The sequence below is a fragment of the Pseudomonas sp. HP_14 genome (assembly GCF_055283875.1).
Genome location: NZ_JBTOQI010000033.1, coordinates 192,247 through 216,541 on the forward strand (window position 1 = coordinate 192,247; position 24,295 = coordinate 216,541).

Sequence of the window (24,295 nt, forward strand, 5' to 3'; positions counted from 1 at the left end):
CTCACGCGCGAAAACCTTCTGGCAGATTATCACGCAACTGCGTCCGGGCTCTGGACAGCCGGGAGCGAATTGTACCGATCGGCACGCCCAACACATCGGCAGCATCCTGGTAGCTGCCTTCGGTCTCGACAGTGACTTCCAGCGTGTGACGCATGACGGCGGGCAGCACGGCGATGGCTTGGACGGTACGCTCCAGGTCTCGATAACTCTCGATGTGACCGCAAACATCCAGACCTGGCTCGGCATGCGCAAGTTGCTCTTCGAACTCGATGTGCATAGGCCGACGGTAGAGCTTGCGAAAATGATTACGGATCAGGTTCAGGGCGATACCGCATAGCCAGGTCTCAGGTTTGCACTGCTGCAAAAAGCGGCTTTCGGCATTCAGGGCTTCAACGAAAGTTTGCTGAAGAATGTCTTCGGCATCTTCCTGATTGATGACGCGCTTATGTATGAAGTTCTGCAGTTTCTGGAGTTGTTGCTGGGTCAACTGAGCGAAGCAGGAGGTGCCGGTCCGCGTGGGCAGTAAGCTCTGGTTCATCGCGTTCATACTGGATTATTCCCTTAGTTCCTCGCCGTGAGCGCTTCACGACGATACTAAGAGCCCTATAGCGAAACCTGTGCCAGCCCCTAAAAACGTCTCAGCCCATTGATTTTTATGAAATTTACAAGCAGCGCGAAATACTTTGTGCGCAAGCTGTTGCAAGCGGCGCTGAAAAGCTTCGCAACATCTTGCAAATCTTCCTGATCACACGCAGGCCTGCATGCTGGCCTTTTTGCTGCGTGGAACCGGATAGCGCCTGCGACCACACAGAGAGGTGTTCTCCAGACGCGTAGACGGCTTATGTCCCTCAACCACATCACCCCCTTGCCGCACACAACTGTGCATACGGCGACACCGCAGCCCGCTGCTTCTCCTGTCGCAAAAGCAGGGGCGACCAGCGTGCATCAGCACAGCGAATCTGCGCACATGATGCAGCAGATGAGCGCTGCACTCGCTTCTATGAGCAAGCCTCTGAGCCAGCGCGAAGTGGTGTGTGGACAGCACGCCAGCAGTCAGCCAATGAGTCTGCAGCAGTTGCTCCAGGGAATGGGCAACCACACGCCGACGCAGCAAAACGCCCAGTTGAACAAAATGCGTCAGCAGCTACGCCAGCAGAAATCAGTCAAGGAGATGGTCAAGGACCAAGGCGGCAACCCGCTTAAGACTCACCTGCTGCTCAGCGAAGTCGCTCACCGGGCCAGAGAACAGGGCAACGATGCCGAGGCTGAACAGGCCCAGGCGCAACTTGAAGCACTGGATGACGAGCACGGTGAGGAAATCAAGACCGGTTTGAGTATCGCCCCGGCGCTGACCAACGCAGTGAAGGATCCGGATCTGCGCGACAACTTGCGCAAAATCTATTACCAGCACCTGATCAAGAACCCGTCCCTTGGCAACTTCATGGAAGCGGTGCTGCATCTGTGCGGCGAGAAGCACTTCATCAAAGGACTGCGGGCTCTGCAGCAAGCCCTTGCCGACGACATCGCCAACCTTGCGCAATTACCCCAGGAGGGCAAATTGCGCTCGTTGATGGAAAGCCTCGGGCGCACCACTCAACTCAACAATCTGGTGCATGGCTGTTCGGACCTGGCCAGCCGCATGGCGGCCAAAAATCCGGCCATGACCTTGAGCGGCCTACTGCTGATGCGTCAATTGATGCAACTGGCCAACCAGTCGATGAACGTACGCGACACCCAGCAACTCTCGGAAAAAGTCAGCGGCCCGTCGCCGACGCTGCAACTGACATTCCTCAATGGCCTGCGTCATTTGCTGGCCGACTTGCCCAACGGTCTATGGCGCGACGACAAGAGTCGCCAGACCTCGTTGCGCAACGTTTTGCTGATCATGGACGAACTCGGGCAAAGCGAGCGCAAGGCCCTGCCAGACCGGAGTAGCCGTTTATGAATGCCGTGCTCAATGGCTTGACCCGGGTGGCGATCGCCGCCTCCAAACGTTCGGAAGTTGCAGGCGCAATCATCGTCATCGGTATCGTCTTCATGTTCATCACACCCCTGCCTACGGGGCTGGTGGATGTCCTGATTGCCGTAAACATCTGTGTGTCCTGCCTGCTCATCATGCTGGCGATGCAATTGCCCAAGCCCTTGGCGTTTTCGACGTTTCCGGCGGTGCTGTTGCTGACAACCATGTTCCGCCTCGCCTTGTCGATCGCGACTACCCGGCTGATCCTGCTCGAACAGGATGCCGGGCACATCGTCGAAGCCTTCGGCAACTTCGTCGTCGGCGGCAACCTGGCGGTGGGCATGGTCATCTTCCTGATCCTGACCATTGTGAACTTCCTGGTCATCACCAAAGGCTCTGAGCGGGTTGCAGAAGTGGGCGCGCGCTTCACTCTGGACGCGATGCCCGGCAAGCAGATGTCCATCGACAGCGATCTGCGCGCCGGACTCATCAGCGTCGATCAGGCCCGCCAGCGTCGAGCGGATCTGGGCAAGGAAAGCCAGCTGTTCGGCGCCATGGATGGCGCGATGAAATTCGTCAACGGCGACGCCATTGCAGGCCTGATCATCGTCGCGATCAACCTGATCGGCGGCATCTCGATTGGTGTGATGCAGCACGGCATGAGCGCTAGCGACGCTATGCATCTTTATTCAGTACTGACCATTGGCGATGGCCTGATCGCGCAAATTCCGGCGCTGCTGATTTCGGTCACCGCCGGCATGATCATCACGCGTGTACCTAATGAGGAAAGCGACGAAAACTCCAACATCGGCGGCGACATCGCCAAGCAGTTGGGTGCGCAACCGAAATCACTGGTCATTGCGGCAGTCGCCATGCTCGGTTTCGCGGCATTGCCGGGCATGCCGACCCTGGTCTTCGTGATCATTTCCATCCTTGTCGGTACGCTGGGCGTGTGCCTGATGCGCAGCCGCAGCCCCAAGGTCCAGGCCGTCGCCGCCTACGTCCCTCCGGAACAGAATGGTGACCGGGACATCCGTGAGTTCTTCCCCTGCCGCACCTTCCTGCTGCAGTTCAATCCAGGCCAGGACCAGACGGAGATCATGGCGCTGATCAGTCAGGTACGGCAGCGCCGCAACCAACTCGTGGCGCAGTTCGGCATCACTCTGCCCTCTTTCGACATCGAGTACGCCGGGCATTTGTCAGCAGACGAATTCCGCTTTCTGGTGTACGAAGTGCCCGTGATCAAAGCCACGTTCACTCAGGACTTTCTGGCCGTAGAACGACAGCTACTGGCCGCGGCCCCCATCAACGCCCATCCCGGAAATGTTGCACGCGAAGAGGCCGACCTGCTCTGGATACCGGCCGACGATCCCACGCTGCAAGAGCCCGAGTTGCACCCCAGCACCTCTACCCAACTGATCGTCGAACGCATGTTCCGCGCCATGCAGGCCTGTGGCCCACAATTCATCGGACTGCAGGAAAGCAAAGCGATCCTCAGTTGGCTGGAGCGCGATCAGCCTGAACTCGCCCAAGAGATGCAGCGGGTCCTTCCTCTCGCCCGTTTCTCTGCGGTATTGCAACGCCTTGCCAGCGAGTGCGTGCCACTGCGCGCAATTCGCCTGATTGCCGAGGCACTGATCGAGCACGGCCAGCATGAGCGCGAAATCGGCGCCCTGACGGACTACGTTCGCATCGCGCTCAAATCATTGATCTTCCATCAATACTGCGGCCCGGAAGGCCTGCAGGTCTGGCTGCTGTCACCGGAAAGCGAGCACTTGATGCGTGACAGCCAGCGCCAGACCCAGAACGAAACTTTCTTCGCCCTGCCCGCCGAAGCCAGTCAGCAGTTGGTTGATCAACTGCGCCAGGCCTTCCCGCGTCGTTCGAAGGCGATGGCCGTGTTGCTGGTTGCACAGGACCTGCGCAGTCCGTTGCGCACGTTGTTGCAGGACGAATTCCATGAAATTCCCGTGCTGTCTTTCGCCGAGCTCAACAGCACGGCGCAGGTCAAGGTGCTCGGCCGCCTCGACCTGGACGACCAACTGCAAACCATAGCCGATGAAAATGCGGCATGAGTCTGCCTACCCGTTCGAGGAGTGAGTAATGTACGAACTGCGCGTATTGAACGGCTTGCACCGCGGTGCGGCCTTACCGCTGATTGGCGACCATTGGCTGGTCGGGAGCGACGAACAGCACGACCTACTGCTGCAGGACCCCGGTATTGCCCGACGCCATTGTCGTTTGACGTGCGACGGTGAAACCTGGCGCCTGGAGGCCGAAGACGGCTCGCTGCTCGACGAACAAGGCCAGCCCTGTGACAGCCTGAATGCGCTGACCGCCGAACAAATGTTCTGGTTGGGCACCGTGCAGTTGAGCATCATGCCCAGTTCTGCGCAGTGGCCAGCCGTCGTCGATCCCAAACCATCCGGCGCATCCGCCCAGTCAGGCTTCGGCGAATCCAGCGCCGAATCTCAGCCCCCACCGGCGCCCTCACAGCCCGCCAAACGCCCCGCGCTGCACAAGCGCCTGGCCATTGCAGGAATCGTGGTGACGCTGGCGGGCAGTGCATGGGCATTGACCACACCGGGGCCAGTCAGCGCTTCGCGTCCGGCCACACAGCCCCGCGAGCCAGCAGCACTGAGCGCGAAAGACACCGCCGAAAAGCTGCAAACCATGCTTCGCGAACGCGAACTGCGCGATACCGTCAGCGTGAACACCAGCGCCGAAGGCATCGTGCTCAAAGGTTCGTTAACACCGGAACAAATGGCGCTCTACAAACGCATGCTGGAACGCTTCGCCCAACAGCAGAAAACCGAGGTTGCAGTGCTCGATCAGGTCAAGCCGTTCGGTCGCAAACTGCCCTTCGATATTGTGCAGATCACCAGTGGCAAGCGTGCCCACGTGGTGTTGGCTGACAACCGTCGGTTATTTCTGGGCGATGAAGTGGATGGCCTGCGTCTGACCAAGATCGACAAGGACCACGTCGAGTTCGATGGCGACGAGCACTATGAGGTGAAATGGTGAGCGCAGCGCTGGCCGAGAGCGTCCCGTTGGCAGAGTGGGCCGACGCCTATAGAACGCGCCTGAACAAGCTCTCGCCAGTGGTGGTCAGCGGTCGGGTCAGCGCAGTCAACGGCATCCTGCTCGAATGCCAGGTTCCGGCAGTACGCATCGGCGACCTGTGCCGCGTTTATAAAACCGGTGGCGAGGCGATGCTGGCGGAGATCGTCGGCTTCACCGAAAACTGCACGCTGCTTAGCGCTTTGGGTACGCCAGAAGGCATTGAGCAAGGCGCACGGATCGAGCCGCTGGGCGTTGTCCATTCGGTGAGTGTCGACGACAGCCTGCTCGGCAGCGTGCTGGATGGTTTTGGTCGCCGCCTTGACGGCCAGGGCGACGGTGCGTTCGCCTTGCCAGGTGACCATCGCCCGACCCAGCCGGTGATTTGCGACGCCATTCCACCCACACAGCGGCCGCGTATCGTCGACGCGATGCCCACCGGGCTGCGTGCCATCGACGCGGCCATTACCCTGGGTGAAGGTCAGCGCGTCGGGCTGTTCGCCGGTGCAGGCTGCGGCAAGACCACGCTGCTCGCGGAGCTGGCGCGCAATATGCCGTGCGACGTCATCGTATTTGGCCTGATCGGCGAACGCGGTCGTGAACTACGCGAGTTTCTCGATCACGAACTGGACGAAGAGCTGCGTTCGCGTTCGGTGCTGGTCTGCGCCACTTCGGACCGATCAAGCATGGAGCGCGCCCGCGCAGCCTTTACCACCACTGCCATTGCCGAGGCCTACCGGCAGAAGGGCAAGCGCGTGCTGCTGCTCGTCGACTCGCTGACCCGCTTCGCCCGGGCCCAACGCGAGATCGGCATTGCAGCGGGCGAACCCCTGGGGCGCGGTGGCCTGCCGCCCTCGGTCTATACCCTGCTGCCGCGCCTGGTGGAGCGGGCCGGACGTAGCGAGCAAGGCTCGATCACCGCGATCTATACCGTGCTGATCGAACAGGACTCGATGAACGACCCGGTGGCAGACGAAGTCCGCTCGCTGATCGACGGCCACATCGTGATGTCACGCAAGCTCGCCGAGCGCGGCCATTATCCAGCCATCGACGTGCAGGCCAGCCTCAGCCGGATCACCAGCAGCGTGACCGACAAGCAACATCAGCGCGGCAATATCACCCTGCGCCGTTTACTGGCTGCTTATCAGCAAGTGGAAATGCTCCTGCGTCTGGGCGAGTACACCCCCGGCAACGATGCAATGACTGACTGCGCCGTGCAGTTGCACGAGCAGATCAACGAGTTTTTGCAACAGGACCTGCGCGAACCGCTGGATCTGCAAGACACCCTTGAACAACTTTATGCGTTGACCGCCCATGCGCCGTAGACCGTCTGTTGAAGAAGCTGCGCCGGATGCCGACCCGCAGCGTGATGCGCTGGTCGAGGTGGTGACCTTGCTCTCGCCGCTGCGCGAATTGCGCAAGCACAGCCTGGAGCGCCGCTGTCGCGAAGCCCGGCAGGAAGCCGAGCAGATGCAGGCGGCGATAGAAGAGGCTGATAACGACTGCGCCGAAGACCTGCGCCAGCAAAAACAGGTACGCAAGGCCTTGGCATTGCAGTGTGAGGGCCAAGTCATGAGCCTCAACGCCATTCAGCAGTGGCACCAGCAAGAGCAACACCTCATGGACCGACAAACCGAGCTGCGCGTGCACGTCCAGCGCCTGAATCTTGAACTTGATGCCCAGCACGTGCGTGTCAGCGAAGCCCAGGCTCAATTGCGCGCCAGCCAGCGTGCCCTGGAAAAACTGGCCTGCCTGCGCGAAACCCTGGCTCTGCCAAAGGAGACGACATGAATCTCAGCAGCCCTGCACACGCCATTCTCGAGCATCGCGCGCCCGCCAAGCCGGAACGGCAAGAGCCACAGCACGATACGTCTCGCGACAGACCGCAGCCGCAAGGTGCTCGCCCTCAAAGCCGTGGCCCCAACGAACTTGATCGGCCTCGGGAGGCCCCGGCGCGAGACAGCGGTAAAGCCCGACATGGCGAATCCGAACGCATGGCCGACGGGCTATTTTTCCAGCAACTGCTGGCGCCATTGGGCGGCATGAGTGGCCAGGGGCAAGGCGGCTCAGGCGGCCAGTCTGGCGCAGGCCAGGCTGATGGCATGGGTAGCGCAGGTTTCGCCGCCTGGAACCAACTGGTCGATGACCTGGCCGGGCGCCTGCCCGCTGGCAACGGTCAGGCACTGCAAGCCACACTGTTCATGCCGAACCTGGGCCGTATCGGTCTGAATGCACGCAATCGTTCACCACGCGGCTGGGACATTGATCTGGACTGTGCCGAAGCGCATGCCGCCGAGCATTTGCGCCAGAACCACCCGCGCTGCCAGGACGATCTGAGCCGAGCACTGTGTCAGCCCGTCAACCTCAGCGTGCGTCACAAGGGGTGCGCATGAATGCCCTGACGCTGCCTCTGCGGCAGGTCAGCCATGTTCAGGCCCGTCTGTCGCGCAAATTGGCCGGTGAGCCGTGGATGGCCTTCACCGTGAACGGCGAGACGGCTCGTCTGACGCTCAAAGCCAGCCGCCGCGCGCCTGTTGCCACTGAGCTGCATTGCTTCGACAGCGCATTAGGAACACTTGGGCTCAGCGATGCTCAGCCGGTGCTCAATGCCTGGTCGAGCTGCCCTGTTTTTTTGAGTGCCGACGCCGACGACGGCTGGCTATGGCCGCTATACAACGCAGGCCTGTCGGCAGAACTGGCCGCTGTTCTGGGCACACTGAAACCGCTGTCAGCCGCTGAAACAACGCAGGCCGACTGGGTGTACTGCGAGATGACCCTGCAATTGAGTCAGGGTCGCGTCGACAGTGTGCTCGTAGTTCCCGCCCCTGCGCTCGCCGATTGGCTCGACCAGCCCACATGGAACGTAAATCCACCACGCGACCACTCAGGGTTAACGCTGGCTTTCGCGCTGCGCCTGGGCAGTCTGAATCTGCCCCGGCAAACGCTCGAAACCTTGCGACCCGGTGACGTGCTGTGCCCCACCGAAGCTGACTTCGACACCGCAGGTTTTGGTGTGTTGAACCTGGGGCAGCGCCTTCTCCGGGTCCGTGTTTGCGAACAGCCCGAACGGTTGCAACTGGAAGTTCTGGAAATCGAGGAGACGACGGTGGCAGACCGTGATGAGCGTGACGAACCGATTGCCGAGTACACCGACCCTTGGGCGGATGAAGACGGCTATGCCCATGAGGTCGATGCCGAAAACGCTTTCGCTGAAGAGTCGGATGCCGATGCCGATCAGTACTACTCCGAGCCTGCCGGGCAGTTTGAAGACGAAGATGACTATGCAGATCAGGCCGATCAGGCGCCTCAGTCGCCGGCAAGCCCTACCGAAGCGTTCGCCGACCTGGCGATGCCCCTGACCCTGCGTTGCGGCCAGATCCGCTTGACGCTGGGCGAACTCGCGGCCCTGGCACCCGGCGCGATCCTTGAAGTCCCCGGTGTTACGCCTGGGCTGGCCGGTCTCTACTATGGTGAGCGAAGGCTGGCCCAGGGTGAACTGGTTGATGTGGAAGGCCGTCTCGGTTTGCAGATTACCCAGATGGATGAGCGCGGATGACGCTCAATGACACTAATCCAATCATGCTGGCGCTGTTTCTCGGCGCGTTGTCCCTGCTGCCCTTTCTGCTCGTGGTCTGCACTTCGTTTTTAAAAATCGCTTCCGTACTGCTCATCACCCGCAACGCCATCGGCGTGCAGCAAGTGCCACCGAACATGGCGCTGTATGGCATTGCCCTCGCCGCCACGCTGTTTGTCATGGCGCCGGTGTTTTCTGAAATGTCCACCATTGCTCAAGAGCATCCGCTGCAACTGAATGACACCAAAGGCCTGGGCAAGAGCGCGCAGGCGCTGCTCGCTCCTCTTCAGGCGTTCATGACCCACAATGTGGAGCCCGACGTGCTGACTCATCTGCACGAAAACGCCCTGCGCATGTGGCCCAAGGCGATGGCCGACGCCGCCAGCCGCGAAGACCTGTTGCTGCTGATCCCCGCGTTCGTGCTATCGGAGCTGCAAGCGGCGTTTGAAATCGGCTTTCTGATCTATATCCCGTTCATCGTCATTGACCTGATCGTCTCCAACCTGCTGCTCGCGCTGGGCATGCAAATGGTCTCGCCGATGACCATTTCCCTCCCCTTGAAAATCCTGCTCTTCGTGCTGGTCAGCGGTTGGACGCGCTTGCTCGACAGCCTCTTCTACTCCTATATGTGAGGTCGCGATGGAAGCCTTGAACCTGTTCAAACAGGGCATGATCCTGGTGGTGCTGTTGACCGCACCGCCGTTGATCGTAGCGGTCGCGGTAGGCGTGCTGACTTCACTGGTCCAGGCACTGATGCAAGTCCAGGATCAAACCCTGCCGTTCGGCCTCAAGTTGCTCGCAGTGGGCGTGACCCTGGCAATGACCGGCCGCTGGATCGGCGTCGAGCTGATTCAACTGACCAACATGGCGTTCAACATGATTGCCCAGACCGGTAAGGGCTGAGCATGTTCGACGCACAGTTCGCTTACGAGCTGCTCAATGGCATCGCCTTGTCCATGGCCCGCCTCTACCCGTGCATGTTTCTGGTGCCTGCGTTCCTGTTCAAGCACCTCAAAGGCTTGCCGCGCTATGCCGTACTGACGGCACTGGCGCTGATCCCCGCCCCGGGTATCGGCCAGGAATTGAGTCAGCTGGGCAAGTCGTGGTCGGACATCTTCTTTCTGATCTTCAAGGAAATGGTGCTCGGTACCTTGATGGGCCTGGTGCTTTACCTGCCGTTCTTTTTGTTCAGTGCGGTGGGTGTGCTGCTCGACAACCAGCGTGGCGCGCTGACAGGCGGCCAGCTCAATCCGGCGCTGGGTGCCGATGTCACGCCGTTATCGCATCTGTTCGAAGAAACCATGATCATGCTGTTGATGATCATTGGCGGATTGCCGCTGCTGATGCAGGTGATCTGGGACAGCTATCAGATATGGCCCGCAACGAGCTGGTGGCCAGCGTTGCAGGCACAAGGCTTCGACGTCTACCTGGGCATCTTGCAGGACACCTTCACCCACTTACTGCTGTATTCGGCACCTTTTATTGCCTTGCTGCTGATGGTCGAAGCGGCGATGGCGTTGATCGGTATCTACAGCCCACAGCTGAACGTGTTTATCCTCGCAATGCCGGCCAAGTGCGTAATCGGCCTCGCGTTCCTGGTGATTTACCTGCCGACCCTGATGGACCTGGGCACCGAGCGCCTTGAACTGCTCAAGGACGTACGGCATACCCTGCTGCTGATGGTCCCGGGCCCTCGCGAACCGGCGCCATGAGCGAGAAAAATCAGGACGCCACGCCCAAGCAGATTCGCGATGCTCGCAAGCGCGGGCAAGTGGCGCAGAGCCAGGATCTGCCCAAGCTGCTGATCCTGGTCGTGGTCAGTGAAATCACGTTGGGCATGGCCGACGTCAGCATGGAAAAGCTGCAGGCGCTGATCAACCTTGCGATGACACGCATGGATCAACCCTTTCTGCGCACCGTGGGCGAAGTGGTCACTCAGGGCGTGTGGCTGGTGGCTGCTTTTGCGGCGTTGAGCGTGGGCGTTGCCATGCTTATGCGTCTGGTCGGGGGCTGGATGCAATTCGGCTTCCTGTTCGCCCCCGAGGCGCTCAAGCCGAGCATGGAAAAGCTCAACCCGTTCAGCCACCTCAAGCAAATGTTCACCCTGCGCAGCCTGGTCACGTCGTTGTCCGGCGTGGTCAAGGCCGCGATCATTGCAACCGTCATGTGGTTTATCGTCGAACCGGCGCTGGGCACCCTGGTCAGCCTGGTGCACACCGATCTGGTGACGTTCTGGCACGCCCTGTCGACGCTGTTCCACCGGATTTTGCGGGTGACTTGCGGGATATTGCTGGTACTCGCCGTGGCGGACTTTGCCATCCAGAAGTATTTCCACGCCAAGCAACTGCGCATGAGCATGGAAGACATCAAACAGGAATACAAAAACTCCGAGGGCAACCCCGAGGTCAAGGGCCACCGCCGCCAACTCGCCCACGAGTTGCTGAATCAGGCCCCCAAGGCCCCGCCCAAACCGGTCAAGGATGCCGATGTTTTAATCGTCAATCCGACCCACTATGCGGTCGCCCTGTATTACAAACCTGGCGAAACGGCCCTGCCGCGCATCCATTGCAAGCACCTGGATGCCGGCGCCCTGGCGCTGATCGACGAAGCCAAGCGCGAACGAATTCCGGTGGTCCAGTGCGTGTGGCTTGCCCGTGTTCTGTACCGCGTGCCCGAAGGCCGCTTCATCCCGCGCGACACTCTCCAGGCGGTGGCGCAGATCTATGGCGTGATCAAGCAACTGGACGACGAAGCCAAGCGTGAAGTCATCCTGGCCAACGATATCGACATGCTCTGACCCAAAATGTCGGCGGCGTTGAAAAGCCTTTTCAGAGCCTTTGGAACCGTTTCAGGACGATAGACCACACACCAGTAACAGCCCTGAGACGAGCATTCACGGAATGATTAACTCACTACTATCGCGCCTGCATGGCCAATCCCAGACCGTCCAGCAGCCCCCTGCCGCGCCACCGCTGCACAGTCAGGGCAAGGCCCCGAAACTCAACCAGCTTCGTGATCGCACATCCCATGTTGGTGTGGCGAACTCACTGATGAAGGCGGGCAGCAAAGTCACCGGTATGTTTCGAGCCCGCCAGCGGGACGTCGGCAAGCATGAACAACGCGAGTGGCACGACAACCTGATGCGGGTACCGCGGGACGGCCAGACTTCCGGCCTGCAGATGGTCAACTCCAGTTCCGCGCACGCGATCACGCAAAAGCTCAACGCCGAAGGCAGCTACAAGAACATTCGCGCGCTTAATCAGCATGAGACTGGCATCGGCGTGAAGGGCTACCAGATGCAGGATCAGGATGGCCACTATCACCAGTTGCAGCAAAGCGATGCGGTGATCAGTGCATTGAAGTCGTCGATGCCCCAAGGGGTCAGCACGCTGATCGCGGCAGGCAAAGGCCACCAGGCAGAAAGCAGCGGCATTTTCACCGACAAGCACAATGTCCAGCACACGTTGCACAATCGCACTTTGTACAGCTTTGACCGAACAGCACAGCGCTGGGCCAAGGCGCAGCCCGTGCAGGACAACATCTCACGGTTGTCGCTGGATCAGCGCGGCGAGATGATCAAGTATCGCCACAAGGACGACATACGCGACCACAGCGCGATCAAGAGCCATGAGGTCCAGTTAAAGCGTAACGGCAAGATTCACCTCACCGAAGGCACTGATCGCAAAAAAGGTGTGGAGCTAAGCCTGCTCAAGCACGATGGCACCGCTATCGATGTCCAGCGCGTCGGGTTGCTCAAGCCCAGTCATCAGTATGGCAAGGCGACGCTGTTTGTACTGGACAAGGAAGGTGGGCTGCATCACAAGCTGCTCAACGATGACTGGCAGTCAAAAGCCACCATGACACTGCAGGAAGTGAAACCTAGCTTGAATCAGGCGATCGGCACCGAGGCCGCCGACAAAGCGGCGATCGAGGGCTTCATTGCAGATGCCGGTACGCTCAAGGCGGTAATACGTGACGGCGTAGGCTTACGCCACAGTGCGCCGCTCATTCAGCCGATGACCACCCCGAATAAAGATGAGCCGACCCAATGCAGAATGGGCCCCGGTTGGCGGCTGAGCGAGCAGATGCATCTGGTCAACCAGAACGGCCTGCCGGAACGCATCGGTGTCGATGACACGCAAGTCCGCCTGCACGGCGGCGCTGCGCTGGGGCTGAACAAAACCGGCGATCTGTGCGGCTGGAACGAAACCACCCAGAGTTGGGACAAGCTCCATGTCCACGGTGTCAGTCAATTGGTGCGTGGCCTCGACGACAAGCCGTATGTCATTCAAGACGGCAAACCCAAGGCCGTGGAAGCCAGCTTCGCGCAACCCAAGCTGAAGCTGGGCAACGGTGACCCGGTGGCGTTGGGGCGCTCGACCGCTGCTGAGGTGGGCCGAACATTGAGCGAAGAGAAGGTCAGCCACTGCGCGGTGCTCGACGACAAGAATTTCGCCGTGCTCACCCAGGCCGCCTCAGGTGCACCAACGAAGCTCAAAGCCAGCATCGACGGGCTTAATGTCGACATTCCATTCCCGCGTGATGTCGAAGGCGCCGAGTTGCCTGTCACCAGCGTGGCGCTTGATCAGGCCCGTCACCTTTATGTGACGGCGGGCGACAACCTGTATCGCCTGCCCCACGATCAGTGGACCCAAAACCATCAAGGCGAGACTGCAGCGTGGAAGCCGGCCGGCCTGCAAGCCCGCGCGGCCGCCCAAGGCACGGTTGCCGCATTGCCAACCGGCTTGACCAGCATTGCCGAAGAACCTGACGACGATGGCGTCGACACGCTCAAGGATCAGGTCAAGGCCACCGTGGCGCAACTGCCCGGGGTATCCCTGACCTCGACGCAACTGCCTGGCATCCGGGTGAATATCGACAAGGTCGAAATGGGGCCAAACAAGCGCCCGGTGATCGAAGCCACGCTGTCGCATCCCCGCACCACAGATGCCAACGGTCAGACGGTTCAGCCCGAGCCCTCCAGCCATTCGCTGGAACTGTCCTACGGCCGCCTCGGTGAAATAGTGCTGCGTCCGGCCAAGGCACAGGCCAATCCGACGGCCAACAGCCAGATGGAAAGCATGCAGGCGCGCAATCACAAAACAACCAAAATCGGCAACGCCAACGGCTCGGCGACTACCACCATGTTCGGTTCGACCACCGACAATGTGCGTACCGGTGGCACAAAAAACATCTTCAAGACCGCTGCCGAAGGGTTTCGCAAGATGGGCGATTCCTATCAACACCACTTCCACCCGTTGGAAACGCCCAAGGCAAACGCCAAAGAACTCAAGCAAGCCTTCAATTCAGGCGAAAGCATCAAGCAGAAGCTGCAGGCTGCGGGCAACCATGCCCTGACCTCTGGCGCGCGCGACCGTGCGGGTATGAACCCGATCTATCAGGAGTCGCTGCGGCTTTATCAAAGTTTCAGTAGAGCCAGACCCGGCGGGCCGGTGCTGGAGACAGGGATCGCACGGCTGAAAAGCGATGCTGTGCCGCAAACCCGCGCCGAGCAGGAACAGGCGCAACTGCATAAAAACCTCAAGGCCCTGCATGAGGGCGTCGAGGACAGCAGCTACCAGGCCATCGTCCGTCTGGGTCAGATTCACGGGCTGCTCGATGAACGCGGTGATGCCTTGAAACCACCCGTGCCCAATGCCAGCGCCACCGGTGCGGTCAGCGTCATGGCCGATGCACTGCGCACCAGCGGGCTCGGTCCCACCAGCAAGGCGCGGACCAAACTCGATGAGTTGACGAGCCTGGGCTTGAAGCTGCCAACCCGCCAACAAGAACCGAACCTGGACAACACAGGCCGCAACAAGAGCCCGAGCAGCCTGCTGGAGGACCGCGTGCTGCTGGATGCCCAGACGCTGCATCAAGTGGGCGATTTACTCGGACGAGTCGCAAGAGACGGCGTCACGACCAGCGCGCAGGCAGATGCCAGGCCCGGCAGCAGCACCACGCTGGATCAGTTACAGGGCCTGCGCATGGCCTATGAAAACAGCGACATCAAACTGTTCAGCGACAACGGTATCGTCAGCCATCGCGAACTGGAAAAACTGCACCAGGCCCGCGATACCGTAGCCCGTGAACTCACCGGCCGGCATGGTCTGAATTACAACACCACGCGCTCGTTCTCCGAGGACCTGCACGCCATCGGCGACCATTTCGGCAACCTTCAGGTTGGCGACGCAACGTCACTGCTGCGCAGCAAGGGCGCAACTCTGACATCACCGGCGATGTTCGTCCCACTAACCCCGGACGGCGGCGGAATTTACTTTAACTTTGGCGCCGGGCGTGAACACGGGATCAGCCTGGAAACCGAAGGCGGTGAAGGTGCAACGACACTGGGCCTGAAAAACAGCCACAGCACAAACGAGTTCCTGAACGTCGGCTACTACCACGCGCCCTCGGCGGTTTTCTCACGCTTGTTCAGCTCCGAGCCGAAGGGCAATCCAAGCAGTGGCGGCGAATTGTACAGTGCCGACGCCAGTTTCAAACTGACTCAAAGCCGCGCAATAGCAGGCTGGTTGACTGCCAGCAATGCAAGCATGGCTAACATCATGGAGAACCTGCTGGATCCCAGTGCTTCGCTGGCCGACTTGTATCGCCTGGGCCAGGACAAAGGTGGTTCGGTGGAAAAAAGCAAAGTTAACCAAGGGGCGATAGGCGTCGGTAGTGGTATCGACCTGGGACGCCTGAACCTGGGCGGTACGATGCTGCGCAACGAAAGCGGCGGCGTATGGAACGCCTTTCTGCGCGCCACTGCCGGGATAAACGCAGAAGCCACACTGGTGAGCTATTCCAACACCAAGGTCACTACCCACAAGGGCGAAGGTCAAGATGCTCACGCGGTAAAACGCGCCTTCGACGTACTGCCCTCCGCCAGCGCAGGGGCTTATGCCCGGGTAGGGTTGGCTACCAATGGCAACGTTCATCCCGACCAGACGGCCAACAACATGGGTGTGAATAATCATATTCTGATCGGCCAGACCGTCCTGCCCGATGCTCTCAGCGTCAGCTTCGCGCTGGACCGGGCCAAAAACGACAAATTCACCCTCAACTTCAAGCCCGGCAAGGCTGTGACCACACCTCAGTTGCACGACGTGGAAAAGTCCTTGGGCAAGGTGCTCAAAGACAAAGAGATTGCCAAGGCACTGGCAGAGCGAAAAGCCCTGCTGACCGAACTGGAACGCTGCGCACCCGCGCCAACACAGGCCTCGGCGACCCTGCCCTCAAGCCCTCTGGGAAGCCGCGCCTTGCCGCCACCCGTGCCACCGCGGCCAGCGCGCGAGCGCGTGGCTAACTTGAGCACGCTGTTGCCGCGTCTGAATGACAGCATGCCCAAGAATGATGAGGTCGACGCGTTGCAAAAGGCCATCGCCAGCCTGCCTGCAGCGCCGACCCAAGAGCAGCGTAACAAGGTACTCAGCGACGCTCGAACCCTGGCTGTCGCAATGAAAGCCGATATCAAGGCGACGGAGAATTCCAAACTGCTGGAAAAAGCCACCAAAGCCATTGATGCAGGCGAGAAAGTCGCAGATCCGGAAGGCCATCTGGCGGCACTAAAGGGCGTGGTCAACCATCTCGACAATCTGCCTCACGACAACGAGACGCTGCAAGAGCTGCGTTACAGCGTCCAGCAACTGGTCAAGAACAACGAACTGTCCAAAAGCGGCGGACGCCTGCTGGCATCTGGCGAACACAAGTTCACCAATACTGGATTGCAACTGCGCAAAGGTGGTCTGGTCGGTGACTCAGCCCCTTGGCGCGACAGGACCTCAACCCAGAACGCTAACGCGATCGCCACCTTCATCAACAAGAGCCCCGTGCTTCAGGAAATGGCCCGCCGTGCGGAACACACGGGGCCTACGTCCATGGAGGTGACTCTGGAGCTTAAGCCCAAAGTACTGGAAAGCATCGAGAGCAGTCTGAACACACAGGACCCGAAAATTCAGGAAAAACTCGAAGAAGCCTTGAGAAATGACGACAACGTGCGGATCAAGCGCTTCACCTTGCTACGCGGCGCAACACAGACCGACGCCAAGGCGACGCCCAGCCTGCTGTTCAGCGCCAAAAGCAGCGCATCGGTCACCGATTCGGTGGTACTGGCATCGCTGGACCTCAAGTACAGCCAGGAAGAGGAGCACCGGCCGATCAGCATGACGCCAGGCGGTCTCCTGGTGCGGCCGCTGGTGGACAAACCGGTACGTGATGACATGAGTGCCAAGGGCTACGCCATTAAAGGCTCACGAAACAAGAAGGACCTGCACAGCGAAGAAGACGCCGGCCGGGCCAAGCCTGGGGAAACCACCGTCGAGCGCGCCAGCAACAGTGCCAATACCGGCAGCGGGCCACGCAGTACAGGCGCTCTGTGATGGTTACAGACGCCATGCAGGAAGTTATCCACTGTTTTACTTCAACCCTGTTTTACCAACCCTGAAAGGAAAACATCATGATCCCAGCAATCGTCGCTTCCGCAGCACGCGTAGCAGCTCCAATGGCTAAAGATCTCGGTAAAGAACTGGGGGCAAATCTTGCCCAGGGTGCCGGTCAGCAACTGGCCAGCAGTGGCCTCGACGCCGCAAAGAACCTGATCAGCGGCGGGCCCAGCAGTGAACCGGTGTCCTACGCCAGCGCGACCGAGAACAAACCAGCGACTTACTAAGCCTCTCCTCTCCAGGCCGAACGTTGCTGCGGTATGCGGCGTTCGGCGCTGCTCTGATCCCCCCTATCTGTGCGCTTATCCATTGCTGCGATAACGGCTGCTTTGGGGTTGCGCTTTTACAGCGCGTCACTTTTGATAGAGCGCAAAAGTAACCAAAACGCTCTTGCCCCACCACTTGGCACCTCGCTGGTGCTCGGTGTACCCGTAATCCGACATTGCTGCGTGGGGCCGCCGCCACCGGCCATCCATGGCCTGAGGCGGCTAAACCGGCATCCCTGCCGGTTCACCCCACGCAGCAATATCGAATTCCGGCCGTCGTGGTTTAACGGGGCGCCTCAGATCAAAATCAAAAGCAGAGCAGATCAAAAGCAGAGCGAAAACAGCGGGATCTTCTCGGACCGGTAGGAGCGAACTTGTTCGCGAGACGTCACCACAACCAACGAATAAATCGTCTGACACACCGCATCGCAGCCCTCGGCAGCTCCTACAGAAAATCGGTAAGTCCACAAATCAGGTCTGCTGTCAGGCCGCAGCGCTTTTGATTTTGATCTGAGGCGCCCCGTTAAATCACGCTGGCCGAACGCAGATTCTGAAGCGTGGGGCGCTCTTGAGTTGAAGAGTGGCAGGACGCCGGGTTAGCCGCATTGGGCCATGGATGGCCCGTTGCGGCGGCCCACGGTTCAGGATCTGCGGGCGGGTATACCGAGCACCAGCGAGGTGCCGAGGGATGGGGCAAGAGCGTTTTGGTTACTTTTGCGCTGTTCAAAAGTGACGCGCTGTAAAAGCGCAACCAATATCCGCCATAACGCAACAACGGATATGTACACAAACATCCCTATGAATCGAAGCGATGCAGCCACGTTACCGCACCAGCGTACGACGCAAAGTAGCCAGCCGATCAGCGAACCCCATGATCCACTGACTGAAGCTCAATTCATTGAGCACGCTGAGATCCTGCTGAGCACACAGACGGACCGTGTTCTGCGCATCCAGCGCCAACCAGCAACCGCCCATTTGGTCAGGCTTGAAATTGAGCTGCAGCAAACGCTCGTGGATGCCACGTTGCGTCTGATCAACATCAATCCGGGCATGGACGAACGCCACATCGCCCGGTGCCGGGACTTCAATGTTGGCCAGCTCCTGCCCCTGCTCATCGGCCAGCGCACAGAGGCCATCCTTGAATACCAATTCACTGCCAGCCTGCGCGGCCAGCGCCGCAAGCAAGCGGTCTGCGTGAGGTGTAGTCATGAGTTCTACTCCCTATAAATGAAGATCGGCGTTACGGGACATGGCGCATATCAATGGCGCGCCAAGCCTTCGCCCAAGTGCTCCAGCCCCATGAGCTGCAACTGATGAGCGCTGATTTCATCCAGCGCGGCAGTGTCCAGTTCGCCCGGCAAACAATGCCAGACCACGAAATCGCGGCGCGAATCCAGGAACAGAAAGTAATCGTTGTAGCGCTCCGGATCATCGAAACGACGCTCCAGCGCATCGCCCAGTTGCGAAGGCCCCAGGCTATGCCAGTCGACCTGCAGGGCAAGGCCCCAGTCCAGACATTCGCGCCGCGTGCAAAAGGCTACGCCAGCGGCGATTTCCCAAATGGCAGGGCGTCCTGCCACCACTTCGGCGTAAAATTGCGCCTTGTCAGTATTACGAGCGGACATAGGGTTAATCCTCCAAGGGCACTCGAGTGAAATCGGCCTGTTCATCCCCCAGGCCGAGGCCGTCGCGCATATCCGATGGCCACCAGATAACGACCTCACGGTCGTTGGAAACAGGCCGGTCGCACGCCTCTTTGGCACACCCGCGGTGGCCAAAGGACGAGCAACCGGCCAACAACATCACGGTCAAAGCGAGCAAGACAGCTTTCATGGCTGGCTGACCTCCACGGTAGTGAGCAATGAACGACGTTGCGGCGCGCCGCTGTTGACTTTGGGTGGACGCAAGGCAATGAACACCTCGGCCTCGCCACCCGGCGGCACCCAGGCACTTGGCCAGACGCTCACGCCGACCGCATAACGACCGCCACAACTGGCCTCATCAACGCGTTGTGGCGTATCGGACGTGTTGCGCACCAGCGCGACAGCGACGCCAAACCCTGCATCACCGGCATACCATTGCGCACGGCGTGGATCGAGTTGCAGGTCAGGATTGCCATCGCACAGCGTCTCTGGGCGCAGCGGTATGGCAGCGGCGGTAAAGCCCGCAGGCAACGTGCCCTGAATCATCGCGCTCAAGGCCTTGGTGACCAAGGTGCGGTTTGGTCGCTCGGCACCTTCGCGGCGCTGTTTGATCTTGTCCAGACGCTCCTGCACGTGATTGGGGTTGGCGTAGTCAACGTAGCGCATCGGGTTCACCTGGTCGCCGATCAGGCGCGGCGTCAGGATGAACAAGCGTTCGCGGTTTGACTCACTGCGCTCGCTGGCCGTGAACAGCAGCTTGCCGATAATCGGGATCGCGCTCAGATAAGGCACTTTCTTGCGACGCTCGTTGTTTTCATAGACATGGAATCCGCCCACTACCAATGACGCTTTCTCGGCAATGACCGCCTGGGTGCTGACGTTGCCACGGCGCACCGAAGGCTGCTCGGCGCGGATATTGGATTCCTGAATCTGCCCGTCCTCGATGTCCACGACCATTTGAATCATCTGATCCTTGGCGCCGGAAGCCGTGATCGAGCGCGGAATGACCTGCAGGCTTGTGCCCGCCGTCAGTGGCTGGAAATTGGCAACCCGCTCACCGATAGCCTCGAGAATTTCGGTCTGGCTGAAGTCGATCACCGCGGGCTGGTTTTCCAGGGTCAGCACCGAGGGATTGCCGATGATCGTGGCCGAGCCTTTACCTTCCAGTGCGCGCAGGCCGAGGAAGAATTTGTCCCGATCCTGGACATACATTGTCGAACTGCGGCCGTTCTCGGCAATGCTTGCACCGCCGCTGAAGTTACCCGCGCTCAACCCCCAGTTACTGGACAACTCATCCATTGAGTTGCGGTCGACGTCGACGATGATGGCGTCGATCTCGATCACGTTACGTGGCTTATCCAGCTCCTCGACAAGATCCTTGTAGATCGAGCGCCGCTCGGGATCGTCGTAGATCAGCACGGCGTTGTTGCGCACGTCCGCCTCAACCCGAATGTGATTGCGCGAGCGCGTGGAGCGCCGCTCGTCTTCGGTAGGTGCCACATAATTCTTGCCGCTGAAATTGCTGGCAACAGAGTCGTCGAACAACTGCGGAAAATTACTCGCGTCAGCACCGAAACCACTGCTCATGCCGCCCATGCCTGCCAGGGGCATCGTGCCGGTGCGTAAAGCGTCGGAGGTCAAACCGCCACCCATTGAAGAGCGACGCTCCAGCAGGTTTCGCAACAGTGTGGCGACGCCATCGACTTTAAGGCTTTCGCCGCGGTACTTGATCGGTCGGTCTGCGGCGTTCGCATAGCGCAACGGCAGGTAGATGACTTCCTGCTTCTGATCGCGGCTTTGCTGTTTCTTGCTGAAGTCTTCGATCAACTCAACATAACGACGCGGGCCCCGCACCAGCACCACACCCTGCTCGGGCAAAGCGCCCCAGCCGAAGCGCGGATCGAGCAAGCCGACGTCGGTCAATGCCTGGCTGAGGTCATCGACTGACTTTTCATCCACTTCCAGACGCTTGGATTGCTGCTGATCAAGCGGACTGATGTACAGGCTGTTGTTGTAAACGAACCACTGAAATTGATGCTCCAGCGCCAGGCGATCAAGAAAAGCTTCCGGGCTTTCACTGCGCATCCGCCCATTGACGGTGCCACTGATGCTGTCCATCTCCAGCTTGACGCCGAAACTCTCGGCGAAGTCTTTGAGGACCTGACTCAACGGAGCGTTTTTAGCGTCATAGGCGTACGGGGTGTCGCGCCATTGCTCCGGTACGACAGCAAACGTGGGCGTGGCCCAGAGCATCGCGGCCATCAACGGCAGGCAGGTCCAGGCAGTTTTACCCATTCATCAGTCCTCTGTGCAAAAGTCCCAGACCCAGCGACGCGGGCATGGCGGGTCGGCCTGCCGTTTTGCGCGGGGCCTGTTCGGCGAGTACCAGCGCCCAGGCGGCTTGCTGGTTGGCCAGATTTTCAACGGTGGCGACCAGCGCCGCAGTATCGACATCGGGGGGCAGCCAACGCACCAGGCAGGCACGCTGCCTGCGACGGTCATACCCCAGAGCGATCGGGTCATCCCCCATCAGACTGGCTTCGACCAGGCGCAACAGGGGTGCGAGATGGTCATTCTGTGTGCCAATGCGCCCAGGTAACGCTACGCGGCAGAAAAAGCCGCCACGGTTTTGCACCTGGATGCTGACGCCGTCCACCCAGCATTCGAAAAGCCCGCCCGCCTCGCGGCGGCAGGCTTCTAGCTGGGGGTACAACTCACTGGAAGCCATCGAGCACCGACTTGGTCATGCCATGCTTTGCGCTCAAGGCTTGAGTCAGCGCAAAGTTGGCCGAGGTGGTGTTCATGGTTTCCTCGAAAATGGCCTGCATGTTCTCGACACTGGGATCGTCGGCGGCGGCTTCGCTCGCGTATTCGTAGTTGCGACTGGCTCGGTCGTAGTTGTTGTCCAGTCGTCTTTCCAGGGCATTGGTTGACATGGCGTGCTCTCTCGAAATGGGATGACTATCGATGAGTGGTCACGCCGGACAGAACGGTTCCGTCACTGCTGATATTGATCACGCCAGGTCGAGAATGCGCTCACGCAGCCGTTCCCAGTCGAGGCTGAAATCGCCGTTTTCAGTGCTCAGCCAGAGCGTGCCGGGAGCGAGGCCGGTGTCGCGTTCGAGCTGCCAGTGAGTGTGCGGTTGTTGCTGCAGCCAGATATCGACCGACTCGTGGAGGTCCACCGCGCAACGCAATGTGGCGCGCACCGGACGGGTCTGACTTTGGGCAAGCTGGCGCACCAGTGCCACTGCGCGTTCTTCCTGGGACAGCGTGCCCAGCAGACTGGTCAGCGTCTCGCTCAACAGGCTCCTGGCGTGCTCGACCAACGCCTCGCGCTGGGCCTGCCTCTCGGCCTCCCAGCCTTCCAGCATGGCATTGGCGCGATCCCAGAATTGCGCTTGAGCATCCGCCAGCAGTTGCTCGCCCTGAGCCCGTGCATCGGCGAGCAAAGCCTCGGCTTGTACATGAGCGCGCGTAAGGTGCTCACTGGCGAGCACTACATCACTGAAATATTCGCGGCGCAGCAATGGCTCGGCAACGCCAGGCTGCGGTGCATCAAAGCTGAGCGTGCGACGAATGAACATCAGACTCCTCCAGAATACGTTGCAGCGCGGCGCGCCAGAGCATATCCAGCCGCTTGGGCTCCGAGCAGGCTGATACGCTCACGGCGGTCGTCACAGCCCGTGGCCAAAGCAGCCTTAGCCGCTGCCATTGCGCTTCGCCGCGCCATTGAGCCAGCAGATGCAAAGGGTCGATAGCCTCATCAGGCAACCAGCTGCCCGGTCGTAACGCCTTGGCCACGCTGCGGCACCAGGGCCGCAGGTTTTCATCCGGTAGCCGTCGCGTCGCCCGCGCCGTGCAGAGATGCTCGACAACGGCGAGCAAAGACTCCCGCTGCTCGCTGGCCTGCAGCAAGCTGACGATCATCGGGTCCGGGCGTGTCGGACTGCAGGCCTGAACACCGAACGCAACGCCCAGGCGCTCAGGATGCACCGCTGACAACCAGGCAAACTGGGCGTCACTCAAACGGCGCTCGGTAATCACTTCGGACCAACTAGCGTCCGCCCATTGCCAGGGCCGTGCCCACCATTGCAGCCACTGCTGCGCCAGCGCCGGACTCATGCCCCGCGCTCGTCAAACCGGCCAATAGCGGTACCGGGTGACTTGGGCGCCGAACGCATGCCCAGCCGCTCAAGCAATGTCTGGCGTAAAGCCGGACGCAACCACAGAATCAAACCCGCAAACAGAACGAAAACCCCCAACGCACCAGCCAGCATCATGCCTTTGAGTGCACCGACTTCCTGCTCGGGTACCAGAAAAGGTCCGTAATGAACCAGGACCTGCTCCTCCTGATAGGCACGTGCGTTGACGAAGACCACCGACAGTTTCTCTGTGTTATCCACCGCCGCTGCCATGCCGGGGATACTGCTGGCCACCATGCGCCGGATTCGTGGCAGCACGGTATCCGGATCAAGGCTCGCAGCATGTTTGATGAACACTGCCGCCGAAGCGGGCTGTACCGGTTCGCCAGGCGCTACCCGCTCTGGCAGCACCACATGTACACGGGCAACAATGACGCCATCAATCTGCGACAGCGTCGACTCCAGTTCCTGTGACAATGCATAGATATAACGCGCGCGCTCTTCCAGAGGCGTGGAGATGACCCCTTCCTTCTTGAAGATTTCGCCCAGATTGGTGCGTGTGCGCCGTGGCAGTCCCGCCGCGTCCAGCACCCGCACCGCTCGATTGATGTCTGAGGCGGACAGCAGAACGCTGACCCCTTCTTTGTTACTGCGCTTACTGGCATCGATGTTCTTGCTCGACAGCTCGGCGATCACATCATTGGCATCGTTTTCGGAAAGCTTGCCATGCAGTTCGATCTGATCACCGCAAGCCCCCAGCATCAGTACCAGCCCGATCAGAGTCAGGTATTGCAGAAAATGCCTCATCAGCCCACCCATCACTGCATGTTGGTGAGTTTGTCCAAGGCTTGCGAACCCTTGCTGATCATTTTCACCGACAGCGAAGTTTGCAGAGAGTAATCGCTTAGCGCCCGGGTCGCTTCCATGAACTTCTTGGGGTCCGAATGCAGCGACGCCTCGCGCAGCGCCTTGCCAGCGTCCCTGGACATATCCTCCAGAGACAGCGCCTTGCGCGTCAGCGGGTCCATCACCTGTTCTGAAAAAGCGCCCGCGCCCTGAGTCGGCTCTGGCCTTTGCATGGCAGCCCTGAACCAGTCGGCATCACCTTGCGTCGGGTTATCCAGCTCCGCTTCCGGCTTGAGCGCCGTGGCGGAGGCCGAGCTGCTTTCCAGTTTCCCAATCGTCATATCGACCTCCTTCACGGTT

Annotated in this window: 24 protein-coding genes; 13 read left to right on the forward strand and 11 right to left on the reverse strand. The window is 60.0% G+C overall.

Annotated elements, in window-relative coordinates; all coding sequences use genetic code 11:
* Nucleotide 1: 1 nt before the first annotated feature.
* Nucleotides 2–547 carry an RNA polymerase sigma factor gene (locus ACYASS_RS18545; RefSeq protein ID WP_463587174.1) on the reverse strand — a complete coding sequence of 182 codons (546 nt, stop codon included), beginning with the start codon at nucleotides 545–547 and terminating at the stop codon, nucleotides 2–4.
* 432 nt (nucleotides 548–979) lie between these two features.
* Between ACYASS_RS18545 and ACYASS_RS18550 the strand changes: the two genes are divergently transcribed.
* From ACYASS_RS18550 to ACYASS_RS18610, 13 genes are all read left to right on the forward strand, one after another.
* Nucleotides 980–1,945 (forward strand): TyeA family type III secretion system gatekeeper subunit, encoded by a 966-nt coding sequence (locus ACYASS_RS18550; RefSeq protein ID WP_463587175.1) that lies wholly within the window; start codon nucleotides 980–982, stop codon nucleotides 1,943–1,945.
* Nucleotides 1,942–4,035 carry a type III secretion system export apparatus subunit SctV gene (gene sctV, locus ACYASS_RS18555; protein WP_463587176.1) on the forward strand — a complete coding sequence of 698 codons (2,094 nt, stop codon included), beginning with the start codon at nucleotides 1,942–1,944 and terminating at the stop codon, nucleotides 4,033–4,035. The genes ACYASS_RS18550 and sctV overlap by 4 nt, the downstream gene beginning before the upstream one ends.
* Before the next feature lie 28 nt (nucleotides 4,036–4,063).
* A complete protein-coding gene (locus ACYASS_RS18560; RefSeq protein WP_463587177.1) occupies nucleotides 4,064–4,984 on the forward strand; it encodes an FHA domain-containing protein in 921 nt (306 codons plus the stop codon).
* Complete coding sequence (locus tag ACYASS_RS18565; RefSeq protein ID WP_463587178.1) at nucleotides 4,978–6,345, forward strand: FliI/YscN family ATPase; 1,368 nt, start codon at nucleotides 4,978–4,980, stop codon at nucleotides 6,343–6,345. Before ACYASS_RS18560 ends, ACYASS_RS18565 begins: the two co-directional genes overlap by 7 nt.
* A complete protein-coding gene (locus ACYASS_RS18570) occupies nucleotides 6,335–6,811 on the forward strand; it encodes a hypothetical protein (RefSeq protein ID WP_463587179.1) in 477 nt (158 codons plus the stop codon). The genes ACYASS_RS18565 and ACYASS_RS18570 overlap by 11 nt, the downstream gene beginning before the upstream one ends.
* A complete protein-coding gene (locus ACYASS_RS18575; protein WP_463587180.1) occupies nucleotides 6,808–7,413 on the forward strand; it encodes a type III secretion system HrpP C-terminal domain-containing protein in 606 nt (201 codons plus the stop codon). Before ACYASS_RS18570 ends, ACYASS_RS18575 begins: the two co-directional genes overlap by 4 nt.
* The gene (locus ACYASS_RS18580) at nucleotides 7,410–8,576 is read left to right on the forward strand and encodes a FliM/FliN family flagellar motor switch protein (RefSeq protein ID WP_463587181.1); all 1,167 of its coding nucleotides are present in this window, start codon (nucleotides 7,410–7,412) and stop codon (nucleotides 8,574–8,576) included. Before ACYASS_RS18575 ends, ACYASS_RS18580 begins: the two co-directional genes overlap by 4 nt.
* On the forward strand, nucleotides 8,573–9,226 hold the full coding sequence (sctR, locus tag ACYASS_RS18585; RefSeq protein WP_463587182.1) for a type III secretion system export apparatus subunit SctR: 654 nt from the start codon (nucleotides 8,573–8,575) through the stop codon (nucleotides 9,224–9,226). Before ACYASS_RS18580 ends, sctR begins: the two co-directional genes overlap by 4 nt.
* A 7-nt stretch (nucleotides 9,227–9,233) precedes the next feature.
* Nucleotides 9,234–9,497 carry a type III secretion system export apparatus subunit SctS gene (gene sctS / locus ACYASS_RS18590; RefSeq protein WP_095094667.1) on the forward strand — a complete coding sequence of 88 codons (264 nt, stop codon included), beginning with the start codon at nucleotides 9,234–9,236 and terminating at the stop codon, nucleotides 9,495–9,497.
* Between the two features lie 2 nt (nucleotides 9,498–9,499).
* A complete protein-coding gene (gene sctT / locus ACYASS_RS18595) occupies nucleotides 9,500–10,306 on the forward strand; it encodes a type III secretion system export apparatus subunit SctT (protein WP_463587183.1) in 807 nt (268 codons plus the stop codon).
* A complete protein-coding gene (gene sctU, locus ACYASS_RS18600; RefSeq protein WP_463587184.1) occupies nucleotides 10,303–11,391 on the forward strand; it encodes a type III secretion system export apparatus subunit SctU in 1,089 nt (362 codons plus the stop codon). The genes sctT and sctU overlap by 4 nt, the downstream gene beginning before the upstream one ends.
* 103 nt (nucleotides 11,392–11,494) lie before the next feature.
* Nucleotides 11,495–16,972 carry an AvrE-family type 3 secretion system effector gene (locus ACYASS_RS18605; RefSeq protein ID WP_463587185.1) on the forward strand — a complete coding sequence of 1,826 codons (5,478 nt, stop codon included), beginning with the start codon at nucleotides 11,495–11,497 and terminating at the stop codon, nucleotides 16,970–16,972.
* Between the two features lie 77 nt (nucleotides 16,973–17,049).
* Nucleotides 17,050–17,262: a hypothetical protein gene (locus tag ACYASS_RS18610; protein ID WP_463587186.1), complete on the forward strand. Its 213-nt coding sequence runs from the start codon at nucleotides 17,050–17,052 to the stop codon at nucleotides 17,260–17,262.
* A gap of 861 nt (nucleotides 17,263–18,123) precedes the next feature.
* Here the strand turns inward: ACYASS_RS18610 and ACYASS_RS18615 are convergent.
* From ACYASS_RS18615 to sctI, 10 genes are all read right to left on the reverse strand, one after another.
* Nucleotides 18,124–18,510 carry a CesT family type III secretion system chaperone gene (locus ACYASS_RS18615; protein ID WP_463587187.1) on the reverse strand — a complete coding sequence of 129 codons (387 nt, stop codon included), beginning with the start codon at nucleotides 18,508–18,510 and terminating at the stop codon, nucleotides 18,124–18,126.
* A 50-nt stretch (nucleotides 18,511–18,560) separates the two neighbouring features.
* Nucleotides 18,561–18,926, reverse strand: coding sequence for a hypothetical protein (locus ACYASS_RS18620; RefSeq protein ID WP_087274743.1), 366 nt, complete (start codon nucleotides 18,924–18,926; stop codon nucleotides 18,561–18,563).
* Between the two features lie 4 nt (nucleotides 18,927–18,930).
* Nucleotides 18,931–19,134, reverse strand: coding sequence for an HrpT family type III secretion system protein (gene hrpT, locus ACYASS_RS18625; RefSeq protein ID WP_463587188.1), 204 nt, complete (start codon nucleotides 19,132–19,134; stop codon nucleotides 18,931–18,933).
* Nucleotides 19,131–21,209 (reverse strand): type III secretion system outer membrane ring subunit SctC, encoded by a 2,079-nt coding sequence (gene sctC, locus ACYASS_RS18630; RefSeq protein ID WP_463587273.1) that lies wholly within the window; start codon nucleotides 21,207–21,209, stop codon nucleotides 19,131–19,133. Before sctC ends, hrpT begins: the two co-directional genes overlap by 4 nt.
* A gap of 22 nt (nucleotides 21,210–21,231) precedes the next feature.
* Nucleotides 21,232–21,672 carry a hypothetical protein gene (locus ACYASS_RS18635; protein ID WP_463587189.1) on the reverse strand — a complete coding sequence of 147 codons (441 nt, stop codon included), beginning with the start codon at nucleotides 21,670–21,672 and terminating at the stop codon, nucleotides 21,232–21,234.
* Nucleotides 21,659–21,880 carry a hypothetical protein gene (locus tag ACYASS_RS18640; protein ID WP_049827156.1) on the reverse strand — a complete coding sequence of 74 codons (222 nt, stop codon included), beginning with the start codon at nucleotides 21,878–21,880 and terminating at the stop codon, nucleotides 21,659–21,661. Before ACYASS_RS18640 ends, ACYASS_RS18635 begins: the two co-directional genes overlap by 14 nt.
* A 78-nt stretch (nucleotides 21,881–21,958) precedes the next feature.
* A complete protein-coding gene (sctL, locus tag ACYASS_RS18645; RefSeq protein ID WP_463587190.1) occupies nucleotides 21,959–22,531 on the reverse strand; it encodes a type III secretion system stator protein SctL in 573 nt (190 codons plus the stop codon).
* Nucleotides 22,503–23,069, reverse strand: coding sequence for a hypothetical protein (locus ACYASS_RS18650; protein WP_463587191.1), 567 nt, complete (start codon nucleotides 23,067–23,069; stop codon nucleotides 22,503–22,505). Before ACYASS_RS18650 ends, sctL begins: the two co-directional genes overlap by 29 nt.
* Nucleotides 23,066–23,896 carry a type III secretion system inner membrane ring lipoprotein SctJ gene (gene sctJ / locus ACYASS_RS18655; protein ID WP_463587192.1) on the reverse strand — a complete coding sequence of 277 codons (831 nt, stop codon included), beginning with the start codon at nucleotides 23,894–23,896 and terminating at the stop codon, nucleotides 23,066–23,068. Before sctJ ends, ACYASS_RS18650 begins: the two co-directional genes overlap by 4 nt.
* 11 nt (nucleotides 23,897–23,907) lie before the next feature.
* Nucleotides 23,908–24,276, reverse strand: coding sequence for a type III secretion system inner rod subunit SctI (gene sctI, locus ACYASS_RS18660; protein WP_095094684.1), 369 nt, complete (start codon nucleotides 24,274–24,276; stop codon nucleotides 23,908–23,910).
* Between the last annotated feature and the right edge of the window lie 19 nt (nucleotides 24,277–24,295).